Origin of the sequence: Gordonia phosphorivorans (genome assembly GCF_042432625.1) — a bacterium.
Classification (GTDB): Bacteria; Actinomycetota; Actinomycetes; order Mycobacteriales; family Mycobacteriaceae; genus Gordonia; species Gordonia phosphorivorans.
Genome location: NZ_JBHLWV010000011.1, coordinates 74,523 through 98,488 on the forward strand (window position 1 = coordinate 74,523; position 23,966 = coordinate 98,488).

At 70.3% G+C, this 23,966-nt stretch carries 20 protein-coding genes; 1 reads left to right on the top strand and 19 read right to left on the bottom strand.

Annotated features, from left to right (window positions below; translation table 11 throughout):
- Positions 1-60 precede the first annotated feature (60 nt).
- Positions 61-909, top strand: a complete 849-nt coding sequence (locus ACFFJD_RS02825; protein ID WP_382360610.1) for an SGNH/GDSL hydrolase family protein — start codon at positions 61-63, stop codon at positions 907-909.
- Here the strand turns inward: ACFFJD_RS02825 and ACFFJD_RS02830 are convergent.
- From ACFFJD_RS02830 to mraZ, 19 genes are all read right to left on the bottom strand, one after another.
- Entirely contained in the window at positions 810-1,682 is an 873-nt protein-coding gene (locus tag ACFFJD_RS02830) for a phosphatase PAP2 family protein (protein ID WP_382360613.1), read from the bottom strand. The two genes, ACFFJD_RS02825 and ACFFJD_RS02830, sit on opposite strands and share 100 nt — an antisense overlap.
- Entirely contained in the window at positions 1,679-4,876 is a 3,198-nt protein-coding gene (gene ileS / locus ACFFJD_RS02835; protein ID WP_382360616.1) for an isoleucine--tRNA ligase, read from the bottom strand. The genes ACFFJD_RS02830 and ileS overlap by 4 nt, the downstream gene beginning before the upstream one ends.
- A 285-nt stretch (positions 4,877-5,161) precedes the next feature.
- On the bottom strand, positions 5,162-6,049 hold the full coding sequence (locus tag ACFFJD_RS02840; protein WP_382360619.1) for a hypothetical protein: 888 nt from the start codon (positions 6,047-6,049) through the stop codon (positions 5,162-5,164).
- Between the two features lie 60 nt (positions 6,050-6,109).
- A complete protein-coding gene (gene wag31, locus ACFFJD_RS02845) occupies positions 6,110-6,889 on the bottom strand; it encodes a DivIVA-like cell division protein Wag31 (RefSeq protein WP_382360622.1) in 780 nt (259 codons plus the stop codon).
- 184 nt (positions 6,890-7,073) lie between these two features.
- Complete coding sequence (locus tag ACFFJD_RS02850) at positions 7,074-7,379, bottom strand: YggT family protein (RefSeq protein ID WP_382360625.1); 306 nt, start codon at positions 7,377-7,379, stop codon at positions 7,074-7,076.
- Positions 7,380-7,438: 59 nt separating this feature from the next.
- Positions 7,439-8,170: a cell division protein SepF gene (locus ACFFJD_RS02855; RefSeq protein WP_382360628.1), complete on the bottom strand. Its 732-nt coding sequence runs from the start codon at positions 8,168-8,170 to the stop codon at positions 7,439-7,441.
- A 58-nt stretch (positions 8,171-8,228) separates the two neighbouring features.
- Complete coding sequence (locus ACFFJD_RS02860) at positions 8,229-8,966, bottom strand: YggS family pyridoxal phosphate enzyme (RefSeq protein WP_382360631.1); 738 nt, start codon at positions 8,964-8,966, stop codon at positions 8,229-8,231.
- Positions 8,963-9,706 (bottom strand): peptidoglycan editing factor PgeF, encoded by a 744-nt coding sequence (gene pgeF / locus ACFFJD_RS02865; RefSeq protein ID WP_382360634.1) that lies wholly within the window; start codon positions 9,704-9,706, stop codon positions 8,963-8,965. The genes ACFFJD_RS02860 and pgeF overlap by 4 nt, the downstream gene beginning before the upstream one ends.
- A complete protein-coding gene (ftsZ, locus tag ACFFJD_RS02870) occupies positions 9,706-10,881 on the bottom strand; it encodes a cell division protein FtsZ (RefSeq protein ID WP_382360637.1) in 1,176 nt (391 codons plus the stop codon). The genes pgeF and ftsZ overlap by 1 nt, the downstream gene beginning before the upstream one ends.
- Positions 10,882-11,067: 186 nt before the next feature.
- On the bottom strand, positions 11,068-11,880 hold the full coding sequence (locus ACFFJD_RS02875; protein ID WP_382360640.1) for a cell division protein FtsQ/DivIB: 813 nt from the start codon (positions 11,878-11,880) through the stop codon (positions 11,068-11,070).
- Complete coding sequence (gene murC / locus ACFFJD_RS02880) at positions 11,877-13,346, bottom strand: UDP-N-acetylmuramate--L-alanine ligase (RefSeq protein ID WP_382360643.1); 1,470 nt, start codon at positions 13,344-13,346, stop codon at positions 11,877-11,879. The genes ACFFJD_RS02875 and murC overlap by 4 nt, the downstream gene beginning before the upstream one ends.
- Complete coding sequence (gene murG, locus ACFFJD_RS02885) at positions 13,343-14,479, bottom strand: undecaprenyldiphospho-muramoylpentapeptide beta-N-acetylglucosaminyltransferase (RefSeq protein ID WP_382360646.1); 1,137 nt, start codon at positions 14,477-14,479, stop codon at positions 13,343-13,345. The genes murC and murG overlap by 4 nt, the downstream gene beginning before the upstream one ends.
- Positions 14,476-16,188, bottom strand: coding sequence for a putative lipid II flippase FtsW (gene ftsW, locus ACFFJD_RS02890; protein ID WP_382360649.1), 1,713 nt, complete (start codon positions 16,186-16,188; stop codon positions 14,476-14,478). Before ftsW ends, murG begins: the two co-directional genes overlap by 4 nt.
- A gap of 98 nt (positions 16,189-16,286) precedes the next feature.
- On the bottom strand, positions 16,287-17,369 hold the full coding sequence (gene mraY, locus ACFFJD_RS02895; RefSeq protein WP_382360652.1) for a phospho-N-acetylmuramoyl-pentapeptide-transferase: 1,083 nt from the start codon (positions 17,367-17,369) through the stop codon (positions 16,287-16,289).
- A 61-nt stretch (positions 17,370-17,430) separates the two neighbouring features.
- Positions 17,431-19,497, bottom strand: coding sequence for a UDP-N-acetylmuramoyl-L-alanyl-D-glutamate--2,6-diaminopimelate ligase (locus ACFFJD_RS02900; protein WP_382360655.1), 2,067 nt, complete (start codon positions 19,495-19,497; stop codon positions 17,431-17,433).
- A gap of 68 nt (positions 19,498-19,565) precedes the next feature.
- A complete protein-coding gene (locus tag ACFFJD_RS02905; protein ID WP_382360658.1) occupies positions 19,566-21,395 on the bottom strand; it encodes a peptidoglycan D,D-transpeptidase FtsI family protein in 1,830 nt (609 codons plus the stop codon).
- A 22-nt stretch (positions 21,396-21,417) separates the two neighbouring features.
- Positions 21,418-22,176, bottom strand: coding sequence for a cell division protein FtsL (gene ftsL / locus ACFFJD_RS02910; protein WP_382360662.1), 759 nt, complete (start codon positions 22,174-22,176; stop codon positions 21,418-21,420).
- Positions 22,173-23,144, bottom strand: a complete 972-nt coding sequence (gene rsmH / locus ACFFJD_RS02915) for a 16S rRNA (cytosine(1402)-N(4))-methyltransferase RsmH (RefSeq protein ID WP_382361005.1) — start codon at positions 23,142-23,144, stop codon at positions 22,173-22,175. The genes ftsL and rsmH overlap by 4 nt, the downstream gene beginning before the upstream one ends.
- A 232-nt stretch (positions 23,145-23,376) precedes the next feature.
- Positions 23,377-23,814: a division/cell wall cluster transcriptional repressor MraZ gene (gene mraZ / locus ACFFJD_RS02920; RefSeq protein WP_382360665.1), complete on the bottom strand. Its 438-nt coding sequence runs from the start codon at positions 23,812-23,814 to the stop codon at positions 23,377-23,379.
- Positions 23,815-23,966: the final 152 nt, after the last annotated feature.

Genomic DNA, 23,966 nt, shown 5'->3' on the forward strand with positions numbered 1-23,966 from the left:
CCTCCACCCTACGACCGGTGCCGAAGAATCCGCGGCGCCGCCGGAAAGTAGGCTGTACCTGTGACTTTTACCCGCTATGTGGCACTGGGCGATTCGTTCACCGAGGGCGTCGGCGATCACGCGCCCGAGCTACCGGGCGGTGTGCGCGGTTGGGCCGACCGGGTGGCGCAGGCCCTCGACGACGCGGCCCGGGCGGCCGGCGAACCCGGCCTGGAGTACGCGAACCTGGCCATCCGCGGACGCAAGCTGAAGGCGGTCGTCGACGAACAGCTCGCTCCGGCGCTCGCCATGTCGCCGGACCTGGTCACCGTGCACGCGGGCGGCAACGACATCCTGCGTCCCACCGTCGACCTGGATGATCTGCTGGCCTACTACGACGAGGCGATCGCGGCGCTGACCGCGACCGGCGCGACGGTGGCCATCTTCACCCCGCACGACCCGGGTAGCGCCCCCGTCTTCGGCGCACTGCGCGGCCGGTTCGCGATCCTCGCCGAGGGCATGCGTCAGATCGCCGACACCCGGGGCGCGGTCCTGGTGGACTACTGGCGGATCCGTGATTTCGACGACCCACGCCTGTGGGATTTCGACCGCATGCACATGTCCGCGGCCGGTCATCAGCGCATGGCGATCGCCGTGCTCGAGGCGCTGGGCGTCGAGCACGACCTGTCGCCCGTGCCGCTGCCGACGCTGCCCGACGTCACCACCGCGCAGGCCCGCAGCGCCGACCTGGACTGGGCCCGCCGCTTCCTCGCGCCGTGGCTCGGTCGCCGCCTCCGCGGCGTCTCCTCCGGCGACAGTCTGTCCGCGCGCTACCCGGAACCGGTGCCCGTGGCGGCGGTTTCGAGTCGACGCCAACTGGACCACAGCAGCAGGATGGCCGCCACCGAACCCACCGACGCCAGCGACTGAGCCGCCAGGTAGAGGTTGTAGTCGGCGGTCGAGCCCGGATCCTGCCGGGCCCCGACGATCCCGAGCAGCAGCCCGGCCGCGCCCATCACCACCGCGTACACCACCGCGAACACCACGATGACCGTCCGCACCGGCGCCCGTTCCCGGTCGGGCACCGCCCGCACCAGACCGCTCCGCAGCAGCACCAGCGCGCCCAGCGACGCCATCAGCACGGCGATCGCATCGGCGCCCAGGGTGTCCGAGAGCCGGTGCCAGCGCGCCACCACCGTGTAGGCGCCCACGCCCACCGTCCAGGCCAGCACCAGCACCATGGCCGGTGCGCGCCAGCGCCACGACACCACCAGGAGCGCCGCGCACGCCACGCTCATCGCCACCGTGGTGTGCCCGCTCGGAAAGCTGTTGTGCTGCAGGTACTCCGGGGCGTCCACGAGCACCGGCCGGGTCAGGATCACCCGCTTGAGCAGTTCGGTGGACACCGTCGCCGCCCCGACTACCGCCACCGCCACCGCGGCCAGCCGCAGGCCGCCGCGCACCCAGCCGATGACGGCCAGGCACGCCACCGCCACCCCCAGCGAGGTGAGGGTGAAGGTGGCGAGCACGTCGTCGGCGACGGTCACTTCCTCGGAGTTCACCTCCAGCGCACCGCGCAGCGCGGCGTTCTCCAGCCGCTGGCCGGTGTAAGTGCGCACCGCCGCCAGGTAGACGCCGATGAGCACGCCGAGCGAGCCGAGGGCCAGCAGGGCCCACCGCAGACCCGCCCGGCGTGTGCTCACACCTTCTCGATGTCGACGCTCACGCCGTCGTTCAGCTCGATCGCCCCGGGCGCACCCGTGTCGACCACGAACGACGTCGCCAAGATCTCCCCGGCGATCAGGTCGGCGTGCGTGCGAGCGGTGTCCGCCTGGTCCGCGGGCACCACGAAACGGACGCTGATCCGATCGGAGATGTCCAGACCCAGGTTGCGTCGCGCATCCTGCAGTTCGCGCACGCGGTCCTTGGCCCAGCCCTCGGCCTCCAGTTCCGGCGTCACAGCGATGTCCAGGACCACCAGGCCCCCGCCGCCGGGCAGCTCACCGGTGGAATCCGGCGCGACCGCCACGAGCTTGCGGGTGAACTCCTCCCCGCGCAGCTCGATACCGTCGGCCACCACCACGTCCTCGCCGGTGTCGGCGTCGGTGCGCAGCTCCCAGTCGCCGGCCTTCACGGCCTTGATCACGCGCTGCACGTCCTTGCCGATGCGCGGCCCGGCGGCCCGTGCGTTCACGGCCACTTCCACGCGGCCGTGCGCATCCACGTCACTGCTCAGATCGACGTTCTTGACGTTCATCTCATCGGCGATCAGGCCCGTGTACGGGGCCAGGTCCAGCGCCGCAGGCGCCGCGATCGTCAGGCTCGGCAGCGGCAGACGCACCCGCAGGTTGTTGGCCTTGCGGACGCTGGAGGCCACCGAACAGACCGACTGCACGGTGTCCATGGCGGCCACCAGCTCCGGGTCGGCCGGGAGCTCGTCGGCGCTCGGCCAGTCGGTCAGGTGCACCGACCGCTCACCGGTCAGACCGCGCCACATGGCCTCGGTGGCCAGCGGCAGCAGCGGCGCCGCCAGGCGACCGGCCACCTCGAGCACCGTGTACAGGGTGTCGAAGGCCTCCGGCTCGGCGTCCTGTCCGGCCCAGAACCGCGACCGGGACCGCCGCACGTACCAGTTCGTCAGCGAATCGCAGAAGCCGCGGAACGAGTCGCAGGCACCGGCGATGTCGTAGACGTCCAGGGCGTGCGTGATCTCGTCGCGGGTCACCGCCAGCTTCGCCAGGATGTACCGGTCGAGCATGTTCGACGAGTCCGTCCGCCAGGTGGCCGGGCGCTCGGCGTACAGCTGCAGGAAGCTGTACGCGTTCCACATCGGCAGCAGGGCCTGCCGCACGCCTTCGCGGATGCCGCGCTCGGTGACCACCAGGTTGCCGCCGCGCAGGATCGGGCTGGCCATCAGGAACCACCGCATCGCGTCGGAGCCGTCGCGGTCGAACACCTCGTTCACGTCCGGGTAGTTGCGCTTGGACTTGCTCATCTTGGCGCCGTCGTCACCGAGCACGATGCCGTGCGCGGCGACCGTCTTGAACGCCGGGCGGTCGAACAGTGCGGTCGCCAGCACGTGCAGGTTGTAGAACCAGCCGCGGGTCTGCCCGTTGTACTCGACGATGAAGTCGCCCGGATTGTGCGCCATCTCGCCGTTCCCGCCGTCGAACCAGTCGACGTTCTCAAACGGGTAGTGCACCTGGGCGAAGGGCATCGAGCCGGACTCGAACCAGCAGTCGAGCACCTCGGGTACTCGCCGCATCGTCGAGAGACCGGTCGGATCGTCCGGGTTGGGTCGGGTCAGCTCGTCGATCACCGGGCGGTGCAGATCGGTCGGCCGCACCCCGAAGTCGCGCTCGAGCTCGTCGAGGCTGCCGTAGACGTCGGTCCGCGGGTAGTTCGGATCGTCGGACACCCACACCGGGATGGGCGCACCCCAGTACCGGTTGCGGCTGATGTTCCAGTCCTTGGCGCCGGCCAGCCACTTGCCGAACTGGCCGTCGCGGATGTGCGACGGCGACCAGGTGATCTCCTGGTTCAGTTCCAGCATGCGGTCCTTGATCTTCTGGACCGCCACGAACCACGACGGCACGGCCATGTAGATCAGCGGCTGCCCGGACCGCCACGAATGCGGGTAGGAGTGCTCGATGGTCTCGTGCCGCAGCACGCGACCGGCCGTCTTCAGGTCCTTGATGATGTTGGGGTTGGCGTCGAAGACCATCTGGCCCTGGTAGTCGGGCACCAGCTCGGTGAAGCGGCCGCCGGGATCCAGCGGCTGCACCACCTCGATATCGTTGGCCGCGCAGACGTCCATGTCCTCCTCACCGAAGGCCGGGGCCAGGTGCACCACGCCGGTGCCGCTCTCGGTGGTGACGTAGTCGGCGGCCAGGATGCGGTGCGCGTTCGGGTGCCCCGCGAAGAAGTCGAACGGCGGCTGGTACGACAGGCCGACCAGCTCGGCGCCGCGATGGGTCGCGACCGTCTCCACCTCGCCCAGCTCCCGCGCATACGCGCCCACCAGGGCCGCGGCCAGCAGGTACTCGGCGCCCTCCGCGGTCCGCACGTGCGCGTACTCGGTGTCCGGGTGCACCGCGATCGCGAGGTTCGACGGCAGGGTCCAGGGCGTGGTCGTCCAGATCAGCGCGTTGACGCCGTCGAGCGCGGCGAGCGGCGCATCGGCGTCCACCCGCAGCGGCATGGTGACCGTGAGCGCCGGGTCCTGACGCATCCGGTAGGCGTCGTCGAGCTTGGCCTCCTGATTGCTCAGCGGCGTCTGCTCGTACCAGGAGTACGGCAGCACGCGGTAGCCCTGGTAGATCAGGCCCTTGTCGTTGAGCCGCTTGAACGCCCACATGACCGACTCCATGAAGTCCAGGTCCAGGGTCTTGTAGTCGTTGTCGAAGTCCACCCAGCGCGCCTGGCGGGTCACGTAGGTGCGCCATTCGCCCGTGTAACGCAGCACCGAGTCGCGGCAGTAGGCGTTGAACTTGTCCACGCCCATCACTTCGATCTCCGACTTGTCGGTGATCCCCAGCTGGCGCTCGGCCTCGAGTTCGGCGGGCAGCCCGTGCGTGTCCCAGCCGAACCGACGCTCCACCTTCTTGCCGCGCATCGTCTGGTAGCGCGGCACGATGTCCTTGACGTAGCCGGTCAGCAGGTGACCGTAGTGCGGCAGACCGTTGGCGAACGGCGGCCCGTCGTAGAACACGAACTCCGGCGCCTGCGCGCGGTTCTGGATCGACGCTGCGAAGGTCTCGTCCTCGTCCCAGTACTCCAGGACGCGTTCCTCCACCGAGGGGAACGACGGCGCTCCCGGCCCGTTGCCTCCGGTGAGATCGACGAGCGGGTAGACGCGACCGTCCTCGTGGGTGTCGTCGTGCGGAGTGTCAGTCATCGCGGGCGGTCTCCTCGTGCCTGCAAGCCGGCGTCGCCGCCGGACTACCTCGGGCACGGGGACGCGGTCGTCGTGTTCGACTTCCACGCGGTACCACCCCGCTTGCACCGCCTCACGCGGTGCCGCTCATCGCATGCCTCCGCTGGCGCGGGACACACGTGCGGCGATGACGGGCCGCACCCGCCCGGGTCTACTGGTGCTCGGCCACCGCGAACGGTGTCAGAGCCGGTTCTTCCGGGAGCTCCCCGGTGATGGCCGGATCAACGCTGATTCTTCTCGAGCAGTCTACTCGTCGTCGCCGACGAAGGTGATCTTGGGCAGCGGACCGGTGTTGTCGTGCACCACGAAGGTCCGCTCCGCGGCCGGCTTCTCCGCGGTCTCGTCGACGGGCGGCTCGGCCGCCTCGACGGGCGACGGCGCTGCCTCGGACGGGGCGGCGGATGCGGCGGCGACCGCCTCCTGCTCGTCCGGCACCGGCTGGTCGAACCCGGCGGCGGGCTCGGAAGCGCTCTGGGCCGGCTGCTCGCCGGTGGACTCCGCGGGGGTGGATTCGTCGGGGGACTCCATGCCGCGCCGACGCCGACCCACGTACGGCGAAGCCGACAGGATGGGCCCGGTGGCCGGACCCGCGTCGAAGGTGGGCACCGGGCCGGAGGCGGGTTCGGGTTCGACCTCTGCGGGCACCGGCTCGGCGGACACCGGCCAGGCGCCGCTCGGCCCCGTCGGCGACGGGAACGAACCGGTGACCGATCGGATGTAGTCGCTGGTGTCCCCCAGCGCAGGCCCGTCCGGCTCGGCCGCGCCGGTCTCGGCGGGCTCGTCCGACTCGGCGTCGACGTGCGGAACCGGTTCGGCCGCCACGATCGATCCCAGACCGCTGAGCGACGTGTCGATCGGCTCCGAGTTCGGACCGGCCGGCTCGTCGACAGGCTCGTCGGCGGCGTCGAGCAGCGGCGCCGTCCGCTCATCGCTGCGGTCGCGGATGGTGAACAGCGGCTCGTCGCCGACACCGCCGCCACCGCGACCGGCGCGCAGGATGTCGACCAGCAGGACGACAAGACCGATCACGCAGACGACGATGCAGGCCACCGCCAGCCAGAAGTTAGCCGTGATCAGCGCGACCACCAGGAGGCCGAAGCCGACCAGGGTCGCCGCCAGTGCCAAGGTCAGCATTGCCGGCCCCTCATCTCATCGAAATGACCCACGTCGCCCATGCCTGACAGCAGCCGAGGGCTAACCGTTCTCCGGTCCGTAACCCTGCTCCACCGGCGCCGCACTGCCGCGCTGCTGCAGCTCCTCGAGCTGCGACTCCAGGTAGGTCTTCAGTCGGGTGCGGTACTCGCGCTCGAACGTCTTGAGCTGCTCGATCCGTCCCTCCAGCACCGTGCGCTGCTGGTTGATGGTGGACATGATCTCGGAGTGCTTCTGCTCGGCATCGCGCTGCAGGAAGTCGGCGCGCTCCTGTGCCTGGCGCACCTGGGTCTCGGCGCGGGTCTGCGCGTCGGCCAGCAGCGCCTCGGCGCGCTGACGGGAATCGTTCAGGGTGGCCTCGGCGGTGGCCTGCGCCTCGCCGACCATGCCCTCGCTGCGTGCGCGGGCGTCGGCGAGCAGCGACTCGGCTTCGCCGCGGGCGCTGCCGGTCACGCGATCGGCGGTGTCCTGCGCGAGCGCGAGCACTCGGGCCGCACGCATGCTGGCGTCTTCGTCGAGACCGGCCTGCGGAACCGGGGCCGGTGCCACGGGAGCGGGCGCCGGAACTTCGACGACCTCGGTGGCCGCCGCGAAGACCTGGGTGTGCTCACCGCCGGCCGGGCCACCGGCACGCGCCGCCGCCAGGTCCGCCTCGAGATCGGCGTTGCGCTGGGTCAGCGCCTCGTTCTCGTCGATCAGCCGAGCAAGCTCTGCTTCGACGAAGTCGAGGAACTGGTCCACCTCGTCTTCGTTGTAACCGCGCTTACCGATCGGCGGTTTGCTGAAAGCGACATTGTGCACATCAGCTGGAGTCAGCCGCATTTCGGTATCCCCTTTGGTCTTCGAGCGTGTCCGTAGAAGCACTCTGGTTCATATGTCGGTCACCGACGACAGCCGGGTCGCAGTTCTATTAATACCAGTAGCACTGTGTAACTAGCGTGCCATCTTGTCACACCCGGACCAAGTTCGGGTGTTCAGATGCCACCCTTTCGCAATCAAAGCTAGATCACAGCGGGGCCAGGTGCAGGGCGTACGCCTGCGAGATCCGCATCCCGATAGTCACCACGATCAACACCAGGAACAGCGACAAATCCAGTCGCACGGCCCCCAGATCGATCGGCTTGAGGACCCGGCGGAGCGCCTTCAGCGGCGGATCGGTGAGCGTGTAGATCACTTCCATGACGATCACCGCGAAGCCGTGCGGACGCCAGCGACGGGCCAGGGACTGGACGAACTCGGCCACCAGCCGACCCAGCAGCAGCACCCAGTACAGGAAGAGGATCAGGTAGAGGATCCAGAGGAAAATACCCACGTGTCTACAGTGCCACGAAAGGCGCCGGAGTGATCCGGCGCCTCCTCGTGTGCTCCCTCTCAGCTCTGGCTGTGGAAGCCGGTTTCGGCCAGGCGACGACGATCCTCCGGCGTCACCTCGACACCTGCGGGCGAGAGCAGGAAGACCTTGGTGGCCACCTTGTCGAACGAGCCGCGCAACGCGAAGACCAGGCCGGCGGCGAAGTCCACCATGCGCTTGGCGTCCTCGTTGTTCATGTCCACCAGGTCCATGATGACCGGGCTGCCACCGCGGAAACGCTCACCGATGGTGCGTGCCTCGGAGTAGTCGGCCGGACGCAGCGTGGTGATACGGCTCGCAGTCTCGGCGACGACATCGCCGCGTACCTCCGGGGCCAGGGCGTTGGCCCCGCGGACCGGGGCGACGCTGCGCGCAGGCGCACCGGTGTTCCGCGACAGCGGCTCCAGGCGTCCACGAACAGGTGCCGGCCCACGGTCGACCTCCACGTGCACCGCACGCTCGGCGTAGACGCGCTCGTCGCCGCGCTGCCCGTACTGGACCTCGGCGTACTCCACGGCGTAGGGATCGTCCTCGTAGTAGGGCTCCGGATGGCCCTCGGCGGTGCGGTAGCGCTCCAGGTAGAGGCGCTCACGCGCGCTCATGCCGGGCTCTTCGCGACGCGCCGGTGCGCGATCGCCGTAGCCGTTCATCGACTCCACCCGATCAGCGGCAGGGTCGGCGAGGTAGTCGTCCTCGTACTCGCTCGGGGGCACCATGCCGAAATATGCCTTGAACTTCTGCATCGTCGTCATCGACTTGCCTTCCACTGCTGAATTAATGATCTTGATGGTTCTGTTGTGACCAATGTGACTAGGGAGAGGTTATCGGGCGCGGGCCCATGATCGCGGTTCCGACACGCACACACGTCGATCCGTGCGCGATCGCCGCCTCCAGATCACCGGACATCCCCGACGACAGCTCCCGGGCGTCCGGGAACTCGACACGGAAGCGCTCGGCGATCTCCTGCGCGTGCGCGAGGTGATCGTGCACCTGCCCGTGGAGCGGGGCGATCACCATGAGTCCGTCCAGGGTCAGGGTGCCGTCGTGGGCGACGACCTGCTCGGCCAACGCCGCCAGTCCCGACTCGGGCACTCCCCCGCGCGCGGGGTCGCCGTCGAGGCTCACCTGCAACAGCACGCCGAGCGGCCCCGGCCGCTCGCCGGCCTCCAGGGACCTTCCGGCGGCCATCGCCAACGCCTGCAGCAGCTCGGGCGAGTCCACCGACTGCACCCGGCGGGCCCAGCGAGCGACGGTCTTGGCCTTCTTGCGCTGCACCGAGCCGATCATGTCGACGTCGAAGTGCGCCTGCGGCAGCTGCTCGCGCACCTGCGCCACCTTCCGGCCGGCCTCCGGCTCCCGCGACTCACCGAATTCGGCGGCACCGAGGTCGATCAGCCGCGCCATGTCCTCGGCGGGGAAGAACTTGGTGACCACCAGCAGGCGGGCACTGCCCGCGACACGTCCGGCGGCGGCCTCGGCCGCTGCCACCCGCTCGCGCGCACGCGCCAGCGCCGCCGCCAGTTCGGCGCGCCGTAGATCCTCGCTCACGGCGCGGTCTCACCCGCCGGATCCATCCAGATCACCGAGGCGATGCGGCCGGTAGGCGCCCCGCGGCGATGACTGAAGAGGGCCGGGTCGCCGATGGTGCAGCGCGAGTCCAGTGCGATGGAGGTGACCCCGGCGGCGCGGAGCTGCCGATCGATGCCGGCCCGCAGATCCAGGCCGGTGGTGCCCTTGGCCGTCCGGCAGGCGCTGCCCGGCAGGTGTTGCTCCACATCGCGCGCCATCTCCGGCGGCACCTCGTAGCGGGCGCCGGAGGCGGCCGGCCCCAGGAGGACGCCGATGCGCGAGGGCTCCGCGCCGAGTCCGACCATGGCCTCGAGCACCTTCGGCACGATCCCGATCCGGGCACCCACGCGCCCGGCGTGCACGGCCGCGATCACACCGGCCTCGTCGTCACTGAGCAGCAACGGCACGCAATCGGCGGTCAGTACCGCCAGGGCCAGCCCCGGCGTCGTCGTGACCAGCGCATCGGTCACCGGCACCGGCTCGGCCACCGGTCCGTCGACCACGGTCACGGTCCGTCCGTGCACCTGCTCCATCCAGACCACATGCCCGGGAGCGACGCCGATCTCGCGCGCCAGGCGCTCACGGTTGGCCGCGACCGCGGCCGGATCGTCACCGACGTGGTCGCCGAGATTGAACGAGTCGTAGGGGGGTCGGGAAACGCCCCCGGCGCGCGTGGTGACCACGCGCCGCACCCGAGGTGCGGGCACCGTCGCGCCCATCACTTCATGAAGTCGGGGACGTCGACCTCGTCGTCGTCGAGGCGCACGGCGTTGCGGCGCGGCGGCTGCGTCTGGGCGAACGGGTCGCCCGCAGGCGCCGGCTTGGTGCCGAACAGCGGATCGTTGGCCGGCGGGGTGGACACCTGGCCGGAATGCGCCGATTCGACGGTGCCGGGGGCCTTCGCCGCCGACGTCGCCGCGGCCGGGTTGTCCACGCGCTTGCGCGGCGCACCGCCGTCGAAGCCCGCGGCGATGACGGTGACCCGCACCTCGTCGCCGAGGTTGTCGTCGATCACGGTGCCGAAGATGATGTTGGCATCCTCGTGCGCGGCCTCCTGGACCTGCGTGGCGGCGTTGTTGATCTCGAACAGACCCAGGTCGCTGCCACCGGCGATGGACAGCAGCACGCCTCGGGCGCCCTCCATCGACGCTTCCAGCAGCGGGGAGTTGATCGCGATCTCGGCGGCCTTACGGGCCCGATCCTCACCGCGTGCGGCACCGATACCCATCAGCGCGCTGCCGGCGTCGCTCATGACGCCCTTGACGTCGGCGAAGTCGACGTTGATCAGGCCCGGGGTGGTGATCAGATCGGTGATGCCCTGGACGCCGTTGAGGAGCACCTCGTCGGCGCTGCGGAAGGCATCCATGAGGCTGACCTGCGAGTCGCCCAGCTGCAGCAGCCGGTCGTTCGGGATCACGATCAGGGTGTCGCAGGATTCGCGGAGCGCGGCGATGCCCTCGTCGGCCTGGTTGCCGCGTCGCTTGCCCTCGAACGAGAACGGACGGGTCACCACGCCCACGGTCAGCGCACCGAGCTTGCGAGCGATCGCGGCCACCACCGGCGCGCCGCCGGTGCCGGTTCCGCCGCCCTCGCCCGCGGTCACGAAGACCATGTCGGCGCCCTGCAGCAGGTCCTCGATCTCGTCCCGCGCGTCCTCGGCGGCCTTGCGACCGACCTCGGGATTGGCGCCGGCACCCAACCCGCGGGTGGACTCCCGGCCGATATCGAGCTTCACGTCGGCATCGCTGATCAGCAATGCCTGCGCGTCGGTGTTGATCGCGATGAACTCGACGCCCTTGAGGCCCTGTTCGATCATGCGGTTGACAGCATTCACGCCGCCACCGCCGATGCCGACGACCTTGATGACGGCGAGGTAGTTATGAGGGGGCGTCATGATGCCTTCCTGCTCCGAGTCAGACCCTAAAGCTCAACCAGAGGGTTATTGTTATGTCAAGTACGGGTGTTGAAGACGACGGTATTGACCCAGTCGGTCCGGTGCCAGGAGGCGCGCCGCGTGTCGCGAGTTTTTCTCCGCGACACGCCGTCGAAGTCGCGCCGCGCCGCGGCCGCACACACCGCGTCAGCGCACGGCCGGGTAATCCGGGCTCGACACGTTGAACGATTTGGCATTCAGCTTCAGAACGTGCTTGAGCGCCTCGGCCTTGTCCTCGCCGCGTTCGGAGTCTCCCCACACCACGGTCCGCGACTTGGTCAGATGCAGGGTCAGGTCGGCCGGCGACGACGCCGAGACCGACTGCACGTCGCGGCGCAGCCAATCCGGAAGCCCCGCGACCATCTCCACCGCCGCCTTGGTGGTGGGGTCCTGCGGTCCCGGTCGGGACACCTCGAGGACCGGCAGGTCCCGGTACACGACCGGCCCGGCGGCCGCGGCGCCCATCGCCTCGCGGGAATCGAACTCCAGATAGACCACCCCCAGGTGATCCATCACTCCGACGGTCCCGTCCGCCGCGTCGATCAGCACCAGCGGACGGCGCTCGACCACGTCGATGAGAATGGTCGACGGATAGTTCCGATCCACCCGCGCGGACTGGACGCCGGGAATCCGCGCCACCCGCTGGGCGATCACTCCGGTGTCCACCTGCAACAGCGGTTCGCCCTGCGGCACCTCGGCCACCGCGAGCACCTCGTCGGTCGAGACCGTCCCCGAGCCGGTACCGGTCACCGTGACCTCGCGGACCGACATCAGCGGCGAGAAATAGGCCGCCGCCACCGCACCGACCAGGACCGCGACCGCGACGAACGCCCCGACCGCACGCCACAGTCGACGACGCCCGACCCGACGGGTCTCCTGCTGCTGCTCCCGCTGCTCCCGCTGGGTCTGGGCGGCCGCCCTGGTGCGCGACCGCTTCCCCGCCCGCTCGGACGTGCTCACGAATCCAACGCGGCCAGGATGAACGGCGCCTGCATGGTGATGTCTCCGGCCCCGATGGTCAGCACCAGGTCGCCCCTGCGGGCGCGTGCGGCCACCGCACCGGGCAGGTCGGTGACGGCGTCGACGAAGACCGCGGGCACGGTGACCGCATCGGAGATCAGCCGTCCCGTCACGCCGGGGCGCGGCTCTTCCCGCGCACCGTAGACCTCGGCGACGATCACCTCGTCGGCCAGGCTCAGCGCCTGCGCGAACTGCTCGGCGAACTCCTCGGTGCGCGAGTACAGGTGCGGCTGGAACACCGCGAGCACGCGCCCGCCGGTCTCGGTGACCACGCCGCGGGCCGCGGTCAGCACCGCCCGCACCTCCGTCGGATGGTGGGCGTAGTCGTCGTACACGCGTACCCCGGCCGCGGTGCCCCGGTTCTCGAACCGCCGATGCACACCGCCGAAGCTGTCGATGCCCTCGATCAGCGCGTTCGGACCGATCGACGGTGCCACCGCCAGGGCCCCCAGCAGGGCGCCCAGCGCGTTGAGCGCCATGTGCTCGCCGGGCAGCGTCACCGCCATCCCGCGTTCGGCGGGTTCGGGAACGATCGGCGGAGTCAGTTCCAGTCGCACGCTGCTGCCGGTGCCGCGAGCCGAACGCTCCACCAGCCGGCCCGCGAGCGGAACCGACGGCGCCAGCGCGCGATGGACACCGACGCCGTACCCGATCACGTCGACGTCGGCCGCCGCCAGTGCGGCCGCACAGCGACCGGCCAGGGCCGCGGCGCCCGGATCGTCGAGGCACACCACCAGCGTGCCGCCCGGCCGGATCAGCGCGAGGAAATCGTCGAAGACCTGGACGTACGCGGCTTCGGAACCGAAGAAGTCCAGGTGATCGGCCTCGATGTTGGTCACCACCACCACGTCGGGTCGGTACTCCAGGAGCGAGCCGTCGCTCTCGTCGGCCTCGGCGACGAAAACGGCTCCGCTGCCGTGGTGGGCGTTGGTCCCCGATTCGTTCAGCTCGCCGCCGATCGCGAACGACGGGTCGGCGCCGCAGTGCTGCAGCGCCACCACCGCCATCGACGTGGTCGAGGTCTTGCCGTGGGTACCGGTGATGAGCAGGGTGCGGTGCCCGTCCATGAGCTGGGCCAGCACCTGGGGCCGGTACAGCACCGGGATCCCCCGGCGGCGCGCCTCCACCAGCTCGGGGTTGTCGTGCGGAATCGCGGCGTGCGTGGTGACCACCACCGTCGGGCCGCCGTCGAGCATGTCGAGCGCCGAGCCGTGGTGTCCGATACCGACCTGCGCGCCGCGGGCCCGCAGTGCGATCACGCCTCGGCTCTCACGGGCATCGGATCCGGAGACCGCGCCGCCCCGTGCCAGCAGGATACGGGCGAGGCCGGACATCCCGGCGCCGCCGATACCGACCATGTGCACGCGGTGCAGGTTCGGTGGCAGGTCGCAGTCCAGACCGCTCATCGCCGTCCTCCCTGTTCGGCCCGGAACCGGGCGGCCAGGGCCAGCGCCGCGGCGGCCACCGTCTCGGCCGCATCGCGGTGGCCGGTGTGCGCACCGGCCTCGGCCATCGCGGCCAGTCGTCCGGCATCGTTGAGCAGGGCGGGCACTTCGCGCGACACGTACTCGACGGTCAGGTCGGCGTTGTCGGTGAGCAGCGCCGCCCCGGCCTGCACCACCGGCAGGGCGTTGAGGCGCTGTTCGCCGTTTCCGTGCGGCAGGGGGACGTAGATCGCCGGCAGGGCGGCCGCGGTCACCTCGGCGACGGTCATCGCACCGGACCGGCAGATCACCAGATCGGCCGCGGCGTAGGCGAGGTCCATGCGGTCGAGGTAGGGCACCGCCACGTACGGCGGCGCCCCCGCGGGCGAGACGGGCGCGATGGTGTTCTTGGCTCCGTGCGCGTGCAGCACGCCGATCCCGGCGGCGCCGAGGGCGCCGGCGGCTCCGGCGACGGCCTCGTTGATCTGCTGGGCCCCTTGCGAGCCGCCGAAGACCAGCAGCGTGGGCGCCTGCGGATCGAGTCCGAAGAACTCGCGCGCGGCGGCCCGGGTCCCCGCGCGGTCGAGATCGGCGATGGCCGCACGTACGGGCATCCCGACGACCTCGGCACCGGGCAGTCCGCAGTCGGGCACCGCGGCCAGCACGCGCTCGGCCCACCGCGCACCCACCTTGTTGGCGATGCCCGCGCTGGCGTTGGCCTCGTGGATCAGCACCGGCAGCCGACGCCCGGCGGCGAAGTAGGCCGGCAGCGCCACGTAGCCGCCGAATCCGACCACCACGTCGGCCTCGACCCGGCGCAGCACCTTGCGGGTCGCCGCGACGGCGCGGGTGAGCCGGTACGGCGTGGCCAGCAGATCCTTGCCGGGCTTGCGCGGCAGCGGCGCGGGCGGAATCAGTTCGAGGTCGTACCCGCGCTTGGGCACCAACTCGGTCTCCAGGCCCTTGGGCGTGCCGAGCGCGGTGATCCGCGCGCCGGGATCGAGACGGCGCACGGCGTCGGCGACGGCCAGTGCGGGCTCGATGTGACCGGCGGTTCCACCGCCCGCGACGACCACCGAAAGCCCCGGTCGGACCGACTGAGATTGACTGCTCACCGCTGCCTGTACTCCGTTCGACGCGGCGAGTCGGCCGCCGGGTAGCGCGAGGCGTACCGGCGCGGATCGGTTCGAACCCGGTTGCTCGCCTGCCTTGCAGGATAGTGGATCTCGTCCGAGTGCTGCGCGCCCGACCGTGTCGGGTACATCCGCTCCCGCGGGACCTGACGCATCCGCTCGCGCGGGGCGGGATTCATCCGCTCGCGCGGGACCGGACGGCGGCTGCCGCGCGGCTCGGGCGGACGCCCGGTGTCGCGTCGTCGCCCCAACCGGTCCTGCACCTGATCCACCAGTCGCGGTCGATACGGTGCCGGCGGCGGCAGGTGCAGCAGCCGCGACAGGCCGCGCGACTTGCTGCCGGACAGGGCCACCACCGCATCCGGTTCGTGCCGCGCCGCACTGGCGAGCAGGCCGAGCATGGTCAGCATCGTCAGCATCGAGGTGCCGCCCTGCGACATCAGCGGCAACTGGATCCCGGTCACCGGCAGCAGACCCACCACGTAGCCGACGTTGATGAACATCTGCGTGGTGATCAGCACCGTGATGGTGGCGGTCAGCAGCCGCAGGAACGGATCGGCCGACCGACGGGCGATCCGCATGCCGACGAATCCCAGCAGCAGGAACAGGCCGACGACGATCATGCCGCCGACGAGCCCGGTCTCCTCCACCAGGATCGCGAAGATGAAGTCGTTGTGGGCGTTGGGCAGATAGCTCCACTTCGCGGTGCTCTGCCCCAGGCCGACGCCGAAGATGCCGCCGTTGGCGAGCGCGTAGGTCGCCTGCAGCGCCTGGTAGCCGCCGCCGAGCGGGTCGTCGTTGGAACCGAGGAAGCTGAACACGCGCGCGGCGCGGTAGTCCGCGCTCAGGGCCGCGACCACGCCGGCCAGCGCGAAGGCACCGATGAAGCCTGCGAACACGGTGCCGGACAGGCCGGCGAACCAGAGCAACGCGCCGGTGATCACCAGAATAATCACGGTGGTCGACAGGTTCGGCTCGGCGATGATGAGCCCGCACATCAGGATCGCGACCGGCAGCAAGGGGACGAGCAGTTCCTTGGTCCCGGCGCCGGCGGTGCGTCGCGAGGCCAGCACGTGCGCACCCCAGATGCACAGGGCCAGCTTGGCCAGCTCCGACGGCTGAATCGAGACGCCGCCCACGTCGAACCAGCGGCGCGCACCGTCGACCTTCACGCCGAGGCTGGGCACCAGCACCAGGATCAGCAGCACCACGCTCACGAACACGCCCAGCGTGGCGAACCGGCGGAAGAACCGGAACGGCAGGTGCAGCACCAGGTAGAAGGACACCCAGCCGAGGACGGCGAAGACCGCCTGCGTGGCGAACGCGCCGTAGGAGGACTGGTTCTCCGCATAGCCCTCCACCGAGGACGCCGACTGCACCATGATCAGACCGCACACGGTCAGCACCAGCGACAGCGAGACCACCAGGTGGAACGACGTCAGGGGCCGCGCCATCAGGGTGCGCACCCCCTCGCGCGCGGTGGTCCACCACGCGCGCAGATCGAGGTTCGGCCGCGACAGTGTCAGCGACAGCGGGTTCTTCGACGACGCCGGGGTGCTCGCAGCCGGAGTGCCCGTAGCCGGAGCGTCCGCAGCCGAGGTGTCCGCAGCGGGAGTCTCCACCGCCGGGCTGCCCGGCGACTCGGACGACTCGCGCGTAGAGCGCCGCGCAGCGCGAGGAGGAACAGTCACCGAACCATCGTCCCCTGTGAAGGCTGTGACTCTTGGGACTTATGGGGCGTGTCGCCGAATCCGGTCTGCGATCTCGCCCACGGTGAGCGCCGGCAGGGTCAGCCGGCGACCCACTCGCCGTAGAACAGTCCCAGCCCCAGGGCGCACGAGATGGCCGAGAGCAGCCAGAAGCGGATGATCACCGTCGTCTGGTCCCAACCGCCCAACTCGAAGTGATGATGGAACGGAGCCATCCGGAACGGCCGCTTGCCGGTGGTCCGGAACGCCGCGATCTGGATCATCACGGTGACGATCTCGGCCACGAAGAGGGCGCCGATCACGATCATCAGCAGCTCGGTGTGGGTGGTCATCGACAGACCCGCGACGATGCCGCCGAGCGCCAGTGAACCGGTGTCGCCCATGAAGATCTTGGCCGGTGCCGCATTCCACCACAGGAAGCCCAGACAGGCGGCCGCGGCCACCATCGCCACGATCGCCAGGTCGTGCGGATCGCGCACCTGATAGCAGGAGGCGGCCTTCAGGTCGCCGACCACGTTGTCGCACGAGTGCTGGTCCTGCCACATGGTGATCAGCACGTAGGTGCCCATCACCATCGCGGTCGAGCCGGCGGCCAGGCCGTCGAGCCCGTCGGTGAAGTTCACCGCGTTCGACCACGCCGACACCACCAGCCAGCAGAAGATCACGAAGCCGACGCCGGTGAACGTGATGGCCTCGATGTCCCGCACGTAGGACAGGTGGTCGTTGGCGGGTGTGCGCCCCTGATCGTTGCGGAACTGCAGCAGCAGAATGCCGAAGACCACCGCCACGATCAGCTGCGCCACCGACTTCTGCGTCTTGTTCAGACCCAGGTTGCGCTTCTTGGCGAGCTTGATGAAGTCGTCGAGGAAACCGACCAGGCCCAGACCGGTGGCCAGGCCCAGGACCAGCAGCCCCGAGGCGGTCGGACCGCCGTCGCCGCGCACCCAACTGAAGATGTAGGAGCCGAGGTAACCCGCCCAGATCGCGATGAGAATCGCGACGCCGCCCATCGACGGGGTGCCCGCCTTGGCCTGGTGGCTCGCCGGGCCGTCCTGCCGAATCTCCTGGCCCCACCGACGCCGGGAGAACTCCCGGATCAGCACCGGCGTCAGCAGAATCGCCACCGCGAGTGCGATCGCCCCCGCGATCAGGATCTGAGTCACTGGATGAATCCTTCGTCGTCTACGGCCGCCGAGTGAGTCGACCGTCTGAAGACCCTACCGGTCATCGATTGTGCACCTGCACCGTGAGGTCGGCCGTGCGCTGCCAGATGTCCACCAGCGCGTGCGCCAGCTCCCCGCCGCCGGCGATGAGCACCATGTCACCGGCCCGCGGCGCGGCCGCGGTGCCCGCATCGGCGCGCTGCTGGGCGAGGAGTTCGTCGACGGTGAGGAAGAAGCCCGCCTCGTCGCCCCACGACCCCTCCTGGATCGCGCCTTGGTACAGGGCGCGCACGGCCCGCGTGTCGCCCACCGCGACGGTCTGATCCACGGCCAGTCGCACGGCGCGCCGCCCGACCAGGTCGTGGGTCACGCAGCGCGCGTTCTCGTCGACGCCGCCGTCGGCGAGATCGCCGAAGAACGCCCACGTCCGCCGACCCTGGCTCGCATCGGCGTCGGTCCGGTGCGCACTGCCCACACCGGCATCGACGGCGTCGGTCACCATCTCGCGCAGCAGTCGGGTCGCCTGGTCCACGGTGGCCTCCGGGGGCGCCAGGTACACGATCAGCGGCTCGGGGGCCGCCGCGCGTTCGGTCAGGGCCGCGGCGAGGACCTCGCGATCGTCGAAGGGATACACCTGTCCAGCGATCTCCTGCCCGGTCTCGTGGCCCTTGCCCGCCACCAGCACCACATCGCCGGGACCCGCCCACGCCACCGCCTCGGCGATGGCGGCGGCGCGATCGCCGGTTTCTCGGATCTCGGCGGCGCGACGTCCGGCGGCCGGGACCGCTTCGGCGCCGGCCCGGACGGCGGCCCGAATGCTCGCCGAATCCTCGCTGCGCGGGTTGTCGTCGGTGATGATCACCAGGTCGGCCGCCCGGGCCGCCGCGGCGCCCATCAGCGGGCGCTTCTCGGTGTCACGGTCACCGCCGGCGCCGAGGACCACCGCGATCGAACCGCTGGTCTGCGCGGCCAGCGTCGCCAGCACGGCTTCGACCGCGGCCGGCTTGTGCGCGTAATCCACCACGGCGAGGAAGTCCTGGCCGCGATCGACCTGCTCCACCCGACCGGGCACGCGCACCTGCGCCAGACCGCCGATGGCGGTCCCCGTCGGCACGCCGGCCGCCGTCGCCAGTCCGACGGCGAGCAGCGCGTTGGCCACGTTGTAGGCCCCCGGCAGCGGCACCGCCAGCACGTGCTCGGCGCCGTCCGGCCCGCGGACGGCCACCGTCTGCAGCCCCGCGTCGGCAGCCACCTCCCCGACGGTCGACCAGTCCGCCGCCCCGGTCACCGAGACCGTGGCCAGTCGCTCCGCGCTGCCGCGGGCGATCTGCGCCATCTGCTCGCCCCATTCGTCGTCCACGCAGATCACCGCGGCAGCGGCGTGATTGGGCGCGGCACCGTCGAACAGGTCGGCCTTGGCGCGGAAGTACTCGTCCATCGTGTGATGGAAATCCAGGTGATCCTGCGACAGATTGGTGAAACCGCCGACGGCGAACCGCGTCCCGTCCACCCGACCCAGCGCCAGCGCGTGGCTGGAGACCTCCATCACCACGGTGTCGACGCCGCGTTCGCGCATCACCGCGAACATGCGTTGCAGGTCGGGGGCCTCGGGGGTGGTCAGCGAACTCGGCACCGGGGTGCCGTCGATCCGGATCTCGACGGTCCCGATCAAACCGACCACCCGACCGCCGGCGCGCAGGGCGGCCTCGGTCAGGTAGGCGGTGGTGGTCTTGCCGGAGGTGCCGGTGATGCCGAGCAGCGTCAGCCGCTGCGACGGGTCGCCGTAGATGCGAGCGGACACCACCCCCAGCACCGACCGCGGCTGCGGATGCAGCAGCACCGAGACGTCCGCGGTCGCCGGATCCGCACGCAGGATCGCCAGGCCCTCGTCGTCGGTGAGCACCGCGACCGCCCCGGCCGCGACCGCCTCGACCGCGTACCGCGCGCCATGCACCCGGGCGCCCGGCAGAGCCGCGAACAGGTCACCGGCCCCGGCGTGCTGCGCCCGCAGGGTGGCACCGATCACGGTGCGATCGCCGCCGATGACCGTCGCCCCGGAGAGTTCGGCCAGCGCCGTCAAATCGGCCCCGACGGGGTGCTCCGGTCGCACCGGTAGGTATTGCTTCATCTCCGCCACTGCTTTCGTACCTCTCTGCCCGCTCGGTCCGGCGTGCCATCGAACCGATGCGGTCGAGCCTATGCTTCCAGCTTCAACCGCGGCGTCTCGGTGGCTGAGAACGGCACCTTCTCGTGCTGCAGCAGCCAGGTTCCGATGGCCGAGAACAACGGCGCCGCCGACTGACCACCGCTGCCGTCGGTGCTGCGCACCGGATTGTCCAGCATGATGCCGATCACGAAGCGGGGATCGTCGGCGGGCGTGATCCCGGCGAAGGTGATGTTGTAGCTCGACTTGGAGTAGCAGTTGCAGGCCGGGTCCACCTGCTGCGCCGTGCCGGTCTTCCCGGAGGTCTGGTAGCCCTCGATCGCACCCTTGGCACCGGTGCCCGACTGGATGCCGCGCGGATCGTCCTGCATCACCGAACGGAACATCTCACGCACGGTGCGCGCCGTCTCCGGGCTCACCACGCGCACCGGCTCGGGCTCGGTGAAGCCCGCGCTGCGCTCGCCGTCGATCGGCGCCAGAATGCGCGGCGGCACCCGCACCCCGTCGTTGGCGATGGCCTGATACATCGAGGTCATCTGCAGCAGGGTCATCGACAGACCCTGCCCGATCGGCAGGTTCGCGAACGAACCGCCGGACCACTGGCTCAGCGCGGGCACTTCGCCGCCGCTCTCGGCCGGCAGCCCCACGTCGGTGCGCTCGCCCAGACCGAACGAGGTCAGCATGTCCGCGAAACGCTTCTCCCCCACCTTCTGCGCCAGCATCAGGGTGCCGACGTTCGACGACTTACCGAAGATTCCGGTGGTGGTGTACGGCACCACGCCGTGCTCCCAGGCGTCCTTCACCGTGATCCCGGCCATGTCGATGGAACCGGGGACCCGGTAGACGGTGTCCGGGGTGGTCAGCCCGTACTCGATGGCGGCCGAGGCCACCACCAGCTTGTTCACCGAACCCGGTTCGAAGGGCGAGGTGACCGACCGGTTGCCCAGGTCGGCGTCGCGCTGGGCGTCCACCGGCAGCGACGGGTTGAAGGTGTTGTCGTTGGCCATGGCCAGGACCTCGCCGGTCTGGGCGTCGAGCACCACCGCCGAGGCGTTCTGCGCCCCCGACTTCTTCTTGGCCTCGTTGACCTGGGCCTGGACGAACCACTGCACATCCGAGTCCAGGGTCAGCGTGACGGTCTGCCCGTCGATCGCCGGGTGCACGTTGCGCTTGCTGCCGGGGATGATGGCGCCGTCGGCGCCGCGATCGACGGTCTCGGTGCCGTTCATGCCGGCCAGGATCGGATCCAGCGACGACTCCAGGCCGATGTGTCCGTTGCCGTCGAAGTTGACGTCGCCGATCACGTTGGCCGCCAGGGAGCCGCCCGGATAGACGCGCACCGACTGGGGATCGGCGCCGACCTCGGGGAAGTCGGCGGTGATGCGGTTGGCGGTCTCCGGGCTCACCGAGCGCGCCAGGTAGACGAAGTCGTCGTCGGAGGTCAGCTTGGCGTGCAGATCCTCGCTCGAGATCGACCCGCCCAGCTGCGCGGAGACGCCGTCGGCGATCTCCTTGAGCCGGGTGGCGCTGTCGGGCAGCTGATCGTTCTTCTCGTGCTCGGCGTCGATCGCCTTGCGCACCGCGCGCGGCAGGAAGGTCAGCGCCCGGGCCTCGCCGGTGTACGCCAGCGGGCGGCCGTTCCGGTCGAGGATGGCGCCGCGCTTGGCGTACAGCGTCACGACGTCCTCGCGCTGCTGCGCCGCCTGGGCCGCCAGGTCGCCGGCATCGATGACATTGATCCACACCAGCCGACCGGCCACGGCGAGCGCCAGGACCAGTGCCAACGCGGTCAGCACGCGGGTGCGGACCAGGAAGCGCCCGACGGGCCGCGGGGCGTCACCTGGATTTCGAGGACTGGTCATGATTTCTGCATCCTCTCCCGGGTCATCGGTCAGCGGCGGTATTGCGGTTCGGCGTGGCGGCACTGTCCGGCAAGACGTTCGGCGCCACATTCGGTGCCGGCGTCGGCGGTGTCGTCGCCGCCGGCGGGGTCGGGCTCGCCGCCGGGGCCGGAGCCTGCCCCTGATCGCCGGGGGCCTGCGCGTTCGGCGCGGACTCGGTCGGAGCCGGGTTGCCGCCCAGGCCACCGGAGTCGTCGACCTTGCTGGCGTCGATCTGCTTGACCGGGTCCGGCGTCGGGTTCAACGATCCCGGTCGGCCGCCCTCGGCGGGCTTGAGCTCGCCGCGGAGCCGGGCCTTGCCGTCCGGACCCACCACCAGGTGCGCACCGATGCCGGGCACCATGCCCAGCTTCGCGGCCTTGTCGGCCAGTTCCGGCGCGGAATCGCCGGAGTCGGCGGTGCGCTTGAGGTTGTCGCGCTTGTCGATGAGCGCCTGGTGCTCCTGCCGCGCCGCTTCCAGCGCGTACGAGTCCTGGGCGGCCTTGGTCGACAGGTACAGGGTCAGGCTCAGCGCCCCGATCACCAGCACCACGATCGGCACGATGAAGGGCATGTCCGACAGCCCGGTGAACACGCCCGAGGCCTTCGGCGGCGGCACGATCTCGCCGCGGCGCGGCGGACGGCGACGCACGGTCGACGACGTCGTCGACGCGGAGTCCGCCCCGCTCGACGACCGGATCGACGCCGATCCGCGCGCACGGGAAGCACTGCGAGTGGACCGGCGCTCGTCGAGGAGGGTCACCGCTGCTTCCTTTCGCCGACCGTCTTGCCTGATGTTTCGGTGTCCTTGCCGCCCACGCGCTCGATGGCCCGCACGCGGACCGGGGCGCTGCGGGGGTTCTCCCGCCGCTCGTCCTCGTTCGCCTGCTCGGCGCCCCGCGTCACGAGCGCGAACTTCGCGGCGGTACCCGGCAGGTCCACCGGGAGCCCGGCCGGGGTGGTGTTGCGCACGGCCTGCGCGAAGTCCCGCTTGACGATGCGGTCCTCCAGGGACTGGTAGCTCATGACGGCCAGCCGTCCGCCCACCGCGAGCAGGTCCAGCGAGGCCGGTACCACCGCGCGCAGTGAATCCAGTTCGCGATTGACCTCGATGCGCAGCGCCTGGAAGGTGCGTTTGGCCGGGTGCCCGCCGGTCCGCCTGGTGGCGGCCGGAATGGCCGAGTACAGCAGTTCCACCAGGCGTCCGCTGGTGGTGAACGGCTCCTGCTCCCGGGCCCGCAGGACCGCCGAGGCGATCTTTCCGGCGAAACGCTCCTCGCCGTACTCGCTGAGCACACGGGCCAGGGCGCCGTGGTCGTAGGTGTTCAGAACGTCGGCGGCGGTGAGCTCGTCATCGTCGTTCATCCGCATGTCCAACGGCGCGTCGACCGCGTAGGCGAAGCCTCGTTCGGCCTGATCGAGCTGCATCGACGACACGCCCAGGTCCAGCAGGATGCCGTCGACGGCGGTCAGTCCTGCCGTCTCGGCCACCTCGGCGATCTGGTCGTACCGCGCGTGATGGAAGTGCATCCGTCCGGCGAAGGGCGCCAGTCGCTCGCGGGCGATCTCGAGGGCGTGTTCGTCGCGGTCGATGCCGTGCACGGCGAGCCCGGGCAGCCGGGTCAGAAAGAGTTCGGTGTGTCCGCCGGCGCCCAGGGTGCCGTCGATCATCACCGCGCCGGAGCCGTCGGCGCCGTGACGCGTCAGCGCGGGGCGCAGGAGTTCGAACATCCGGTCGGCCAATACGGGCACGTGGCCGTGCTCCGACTGCGTCGATTCGGACACTTCGATCACCCCTCCCCTGTTTGCTGCTGCTGACTCGCCCGCGCGGTCCTGTCGAAGAAACGGAGCTGCGGTGAGGCGGGGTCCCCGCCCGAGTCGCACCTGACGTTGGGGAAGTACGTCAGGGTCGGCCGGGCCGAGGCCTCGCCTCACCGCAGCAGCCCAGTTCTTCACTTGTCTTCTAGACGATCGCGTCCAAGGCGGCCGATCCGCCGGCCGCGAAGGCCTCCTCGTGCATCGCCTGGTACTCCGCCCATCGAGCGGCATCCCAGATCTCCAGGTGGTCGTACTGGCCGGTGACCACGCAGTCCTTCTGCAACCGCGCCCACTGGCGCAGCCCCGCGGACAGGTTGACCCGGCCCTGGCCGTCGAGCGCCTGCTCGTCGGCACCGGCCAACAGCAGTCGGACGTAGGCGCGCGCCTCCGGATCGTTGCGCGACGCCTCGTTCGCTTTCGCGGCGGTGACGTCGAACTCCTCCGCCGGATACACCGACAGGCTGTGATCGAGACCCTGAGTGACCACAACCCCTCCTGACAGTGCGTTCCGAAACTTGGCCGGCAACGTGAGCCGCCCCTTGTCGTCCAGCTTCGGGGTGTAGGTCCCGACGAAACCAGCCACGTCGACACCTCCTACCCCGATATCAGCGGGAGAACTGACGCTCTCTCGTCGATGTCCACCACATTACCCCACTTTCCACCACAATCCACCCCCGGCGCCCCACTTCTCCACCACATCTGGCTGTTCGTGCAGGTCAACGCGGTATCAATGTC

Coding starts and splice junctions, on each gene's coding strand:
- ileS (WP_382360616.1), bottom strand. CDS start 4,876: ATGACTGACACTCCGCACGACGACACCCACGAGGACGGTCGCGTCTAC.
- rsmH (WP_382361005.1), bottom strand. CDS start 23,144: ATGTTCGAACTCCTGCGCCCCGCGCTGACGCGTCACGGCGCCGACGGC.
- murC (WP_382360643.1), bottom strand. CDS start 13,346: ATGAGCGGTCTGGACTGCGACCTGCCACCGAACCTGCACCGCGTGCAC.
- ACFFJD_RS02855 (WP_382360628.1), bottom strand. CDS start 8,170: ATGACGACGATGCAGAAGTTCAAGGCATATTTCGGCATGGTGCCCCCG.
- wag31 (WP_382360622.1), bottom strand. CDS start 6,889: ATGCGGCTGACTCCAGCTGATGTGCACAATGTCGCTTTCAGCAAACCG.
- ACFFJD_RS02840 (WP_382360619.1), bottom strand. CDS start 6,049: ATGCTGACCTTGGCACTGGCGGCGACCCTGGTCGGCTTCGGCCTCCTG.
- ACFFJD_RS02900 (WP_382360655.1), bottom strand. CDS start 19,497: ATGAAGCAATACCTACCGGTGCGACCGGAGCACCCCGTCGGGGCCGAT.
- ACFFJD_RS02905 (WP_382360658.1), bottom strand. CDS start 21,395: ATGACCAGTCCTCGAAATCCAGGTGACGCCCCGCGGCCCGTCGGGCGC.
- ftsZ (WP_382360637.1), bottom strand. CDS start 10,881: ATGACGCCCCCTCATAACTACCTCGCCGTCATCAAGGTCGTCGGCATC.
- pgeF (WP_382360634.1), bottom strand. CDS start 9,706: ATGGGCGCGACGGTGCCCGCACCTCGGGTGCGGCGCGTGGTCACCACG.